Source organism: bacterium, assembly GCA_021159335.1.
In the GTDB taxonomy this organism is placed as follows: Bacteria; UBP14; UBA6098; order B30-G16; family B30-G16; genus JAGGRZ01.
The window spans coordinates 1-3,697 of sequence record JAGGRZ010000069.1; the positions used below are offsets into that span (position 1 = coordinate 1).

Here is a 3,697-nt window from a genome sequence, read left to right on the forward strand (position 1 = left end):
CCGCTTCGCGAAGCATAGCCACCGCCAGCGCCGATTTGTCCTTGCAAACCCCCGAGCGGGCTTTGAATGTTTCGTTAACATCGTGCGGCGTTATTCCCTCTTTGTCTCCAAGCGAGATTCCAAGATACCTTACCTTTTGAGAAACCCAGTATCCTATAGCTTTTACCGAATCAAGTTCAGTTTTGCATGTTTCGACGAGCGATTTGACCAGCTTCTTCAGTTCAGGGTCAGTTATTTTCATCGGCGGCTCTGTTATCTCCCACGCCTTCTTTGAAAGCTCCTGCCAGCTAACATTGGAAAACATTATTAGCGGAATGAACCTTATAGGCGGTGCCATGGAAACCTCTGGAACGATGGGTTCGACAGTATCCGCCCAGAATTTTAGGACATGATAACCCTTCCAGTCGTATTCTTCCTTCTTTATTATACCGTTTTTATCGTTAATTATTTTGTACTTTACCTCACTCCACTTGCTTTTGGGGATAAGATAGATGTTTTCTGTGTGATGGATTTGTTCGGTTCCCTGGAAACCAGAAGCACCCGATATGACGCCCTCAAAGTACGGTTTTTTGAACGAATATTTGTATGCTATTGCGATGGCATCGCCCATGTTAAGCTTTGGCATGTTAACAATTTTTTTACGCAAATTCGACCAGTATATGTCTGCTTCAGCCTCCCCCTCAAGGGCTGTTCTATCAAGGATGGCGCTGTCTGGTACAAGTTCAATCGTAGAATCCGGATGAATAACCATGGCGTAAATTATATCGACATCCATCATCTGGCTATCGTAGCCGAAATCGAAGCTATTGTAGCTCCGCAGCCCCTGAATTGTTATAGGTTTTAAGAGCCCATAGGAAAGAATTGTTTCCCTGCCATCTTCGTCGAATATAACGCTGTCCTGTGAATCGATTATTATTATGTGAGCGTTGGGATAATCGAAGTCGTCGCCTGCGTTAACTATTTTTTCCATAACCTCTGGTGGTGCAACGAGTTCTTTCGGTTTGGCGAAACCAAGTCTTCCCCGTCCAGCTGACGGTCCTGCGCAACCTGCCACGAAAAGGGCAAACAAACATAGCAAAGCTGAACCTAATAAAACCTTGGTTTTCCTATTCATAATAGCCCCTCTTTTTAGCTGTGATAATTTTTATTTACATCCTTTTAAAAGTTCGCATTTCCGATAATTTCCCATTACACGACCGGCTCTTTAAGCAAGCACGCTATTCATCACTTCCACCATTTCATCCATGTCTTTTTTACCGTATTTATCGCTTGAAGCAACAAGAAGCACATTTTCCATCCCCTCAATAATTTTTCCAAGCGCTATCCCGGGCATTACGCCTTTTTCGCAGGCTTTGTGCACTACTTCTTCGGCGTTTTTGGGAAGTTTAACAGCGAATTCGCGGTAAAACGGTGCATTGTAAAGAAGCGATACACCTTCGATTTCCGACAGTTTTTCTGCGAGGTAGTGGGCTCTATCGAAAAGAAGCTTTGAAAGGTATGTGAAACCGTGCTCTCCTAATAATGCAAGATATATCGTGGCTCTCAGGGCACATAGTTGTTGGTTAGTGCATATATTTGATGTTGCTCTTGCTCGTCTTATGTGTTGTTCCCGCGTCTGGAATGTCATAACGAATCCGCGCCTGCCCTCGACATCTTTGGTCATGCCTATTATTCTTCCCGGCATCTGACGCAAAAAATCGCGGCGGGCTGCGAAAAAGCCAAGATACGGTCCGCCATAATAAAGATAGTTTCCGAACTGCTGCCCCTCACCGGCGACCACATCGGCACCGTATTCGCCCGGGGGCTTAAGCATCCCAAGGCTCATGGGGTCCGCAATGCAGACTATGAACAATGCCCCTCTGCTGTGAACGATATCGGCTATACCAGAACAATCCTCCACAACGCCGAAAAAGTTAGGATTTTGGATGATGAAGCATGCTGTTTCATCGTCTATTATTTTTGAGAGTTCTTCCTTTCGGGTTTTCCCATTATCGAGTGGGAGCTCCACAAGTTGTACTCCGAATCCGTGAGTGTATGTTTTTATTACCTCAAGGTATAGTGGATTTAAGCCTTTTGAATAGACTATTCTTTTTCGTCCCGTGCGATGTATTGCGAGTACTACTGCCTCGGCGGCAGCGGAGGCGCCGTCGTACATCGAAGCGTTAGCTATGTCCATGCCGGTCAGCCCTGTTATCATGGTCTGGAACTCGAAAATGGCGGTCAAAGTCCCTTGGCTTACCTCGGGCTGGTAGGGCGTGTATGCGGTGTAGAATTCTGGTCTTGAGGATATCTCGTCAACGGCGGCGGGAACATACATATCGTAGGCACCACCACCAGCGAAAGTTTTCATAGTTGCGGCGGTATTTTTGGCGGCGAGTCTTTCGAGTATCTGGCTTACTTCTACATCGGACATTCCCTCAGGCAGGTTTAGCTCACCTTTTATCATTAACTCTTCGGGCACAGCGCGGGCGAGAAGTTCGTCTATTGATTTAACCCCGATTTTTTCGAGCATCTCCCGTCTATCATCATCAGTATTTGGCAAATAGTGAAATGCTCTCATTTTCACCTCCGAGCGAATAGAATTTTTTTTGTCCCCAGCAAAAGTCTGGGACGATAATCAAAGGATTTACATGTTTAAGGCTATTTTTTAATACTCTATTTTATTCGCCAATCAGTTTTCTATAATCGTCGGGCGAAAGCAAATCTTTGAGTTCGTCGGGGTTTTCCATTTTTACTTTAAATATCCAGCCCGCGCCGTAGGGGTCGGAGTTTATCGGGCTTGGGTCGTTTTTGAGCGCTTCATTAACTTCAATTATCTCGCCCGATACCGGTGAATACACATCGGCTACTGCTTTGACCGCTTCTATGGTTGCCGCAGCCTCCATAGCTTTGACTTTCCTGCCCACCTGGGGCAACTCGATGAACACCATGTCGCCGAGCTCGCTTTGGGCATAGTCGGTTATTCCAATAACTGCCGTGTCGCCCTCAACCCTTACCCATTCATGTTCTTTCGAGTAGTAAAGACCTTCCTTAACCATCGCTCCTCCTTGGATTTTGGCAAAGGATACTGCTATTTTTATGTTATTCACCTAATTAGTAAGAGAACATGGTGGTTGTCAATGAGGATTTTTTGGTGGCTGAGAAAATGCTTGACGGGGTATTTATGAACAATAGAATTTTGTTAAAAGGTAAAGATAGATTTTGTGGGTGTGGACATTAGCGCGGTATAACATTAGTACATTTACGCCATAAAGCAATTATGCGCCGCTGGGGTTTCATAATATTTATGTTGATATTGGCTCATTTCCCAGATGCTAATTCGGCAGAATGGGCATTAGTGTTTTCCGGACGAAGTTTAATGTTTCCTAGCATGAGTCACACTAGTATTTACAATATTCCATCGTCAGAAAAGGTTTTCGATTTCGAGCCTTACTATTCTTATCCCATGAGTTGGAGCCCCAGCGGCAATTATCTTTGCAATTGGTATATAAGAGATTTTAATTCTGGAGTTATAAAACTTCCGGAGTTTGATACTGTTGCTATTCTTAGTGGATGGTTGACTTTTATCCATGGTGATACACTTGCTTGCGTAACATTTGATTCAATAAACCAAACTATTTATTTTCTTACTCCACCAAATTTCAGTCGTATAGTTGATTCTGTTGTATTTACTGATACAACGTACAGAATTATATAT

Annotated in this window: 4 protein-coding genes; 1 reads left to right on the forward strand and 3 read right to left on the reverse strand. The window is 44.2% G+C overall.

Annotated features, from left to right (window positions below; translation table 11 throughout):
* The 3 genes from J7J62_04135 to gcvH form a co-directional block, all read right to left on the reverse strand.
* The coding region (locus J7J62_04135) for a DUF3857 and transglutaminase domain-containing protein (GenBank protein ID MCD6124343.1) at positions 1-1,114 on the reverse strand (1,114 nt) is incomplete at its 3' end.
* A 90-nt stretch (positions 1,115-1,204) separates the two neighbouring features.
* Positions 1,205-2,560, reverse strand: a complete 1,356-nt coding sequence (gcvPA, locus tag J7J62_04140; protein ID MCD6124344.1) for an aminomethyl-transferring glycine dehydrogenase subunit GcvPA — start codon at positions 2,558-2,560, stop codon at positions 1,205-1,207.
* Positions 2,561-2,660: 100 nt separating this feature from the next.
* Positions 2,661-3,038: a glycine cleavage system protein GcvH gene (gene gcvH, locus J7J62_04145; GenBank protein MCD6124345.1), complete on the reverse strand. Its 378-nt coding sequence runs from the start codon at positions 3,036-3,038 to the stop codon at positions 2,661-2,663.
* A gap of 332 nt (positions 3,039-3,370) precedes the next feature.
* On the opposite strand from gcvH, the gene J7J62_04150 reads away from it, so the two are divergent.
* Positions 3,371-3,697, forward strand: a 327-nt coding sequence (locus J7J62_04150; GenBank protein ID MCD6124346.1) for a hypothetical protein, incomplete at its 3' end; no start/stop codon positions are given.

Excerpts from the sequence above, each read along its gene's own strand:
- gcvPA (MCD6124344.1), bottom strand. The coding sequence starts at position 2,560 with ATGAGAGCATTTCACTATTTGCCAAATACTGATGATGATAGACGGGAG.
- gcvH (MCD6124345.1), bottom strand. The coding sequence starts at position 3,038 with ATGGTTAAGGAAGGTCTTTACTACTCGAAAGAACATGAATGGGTAAGG.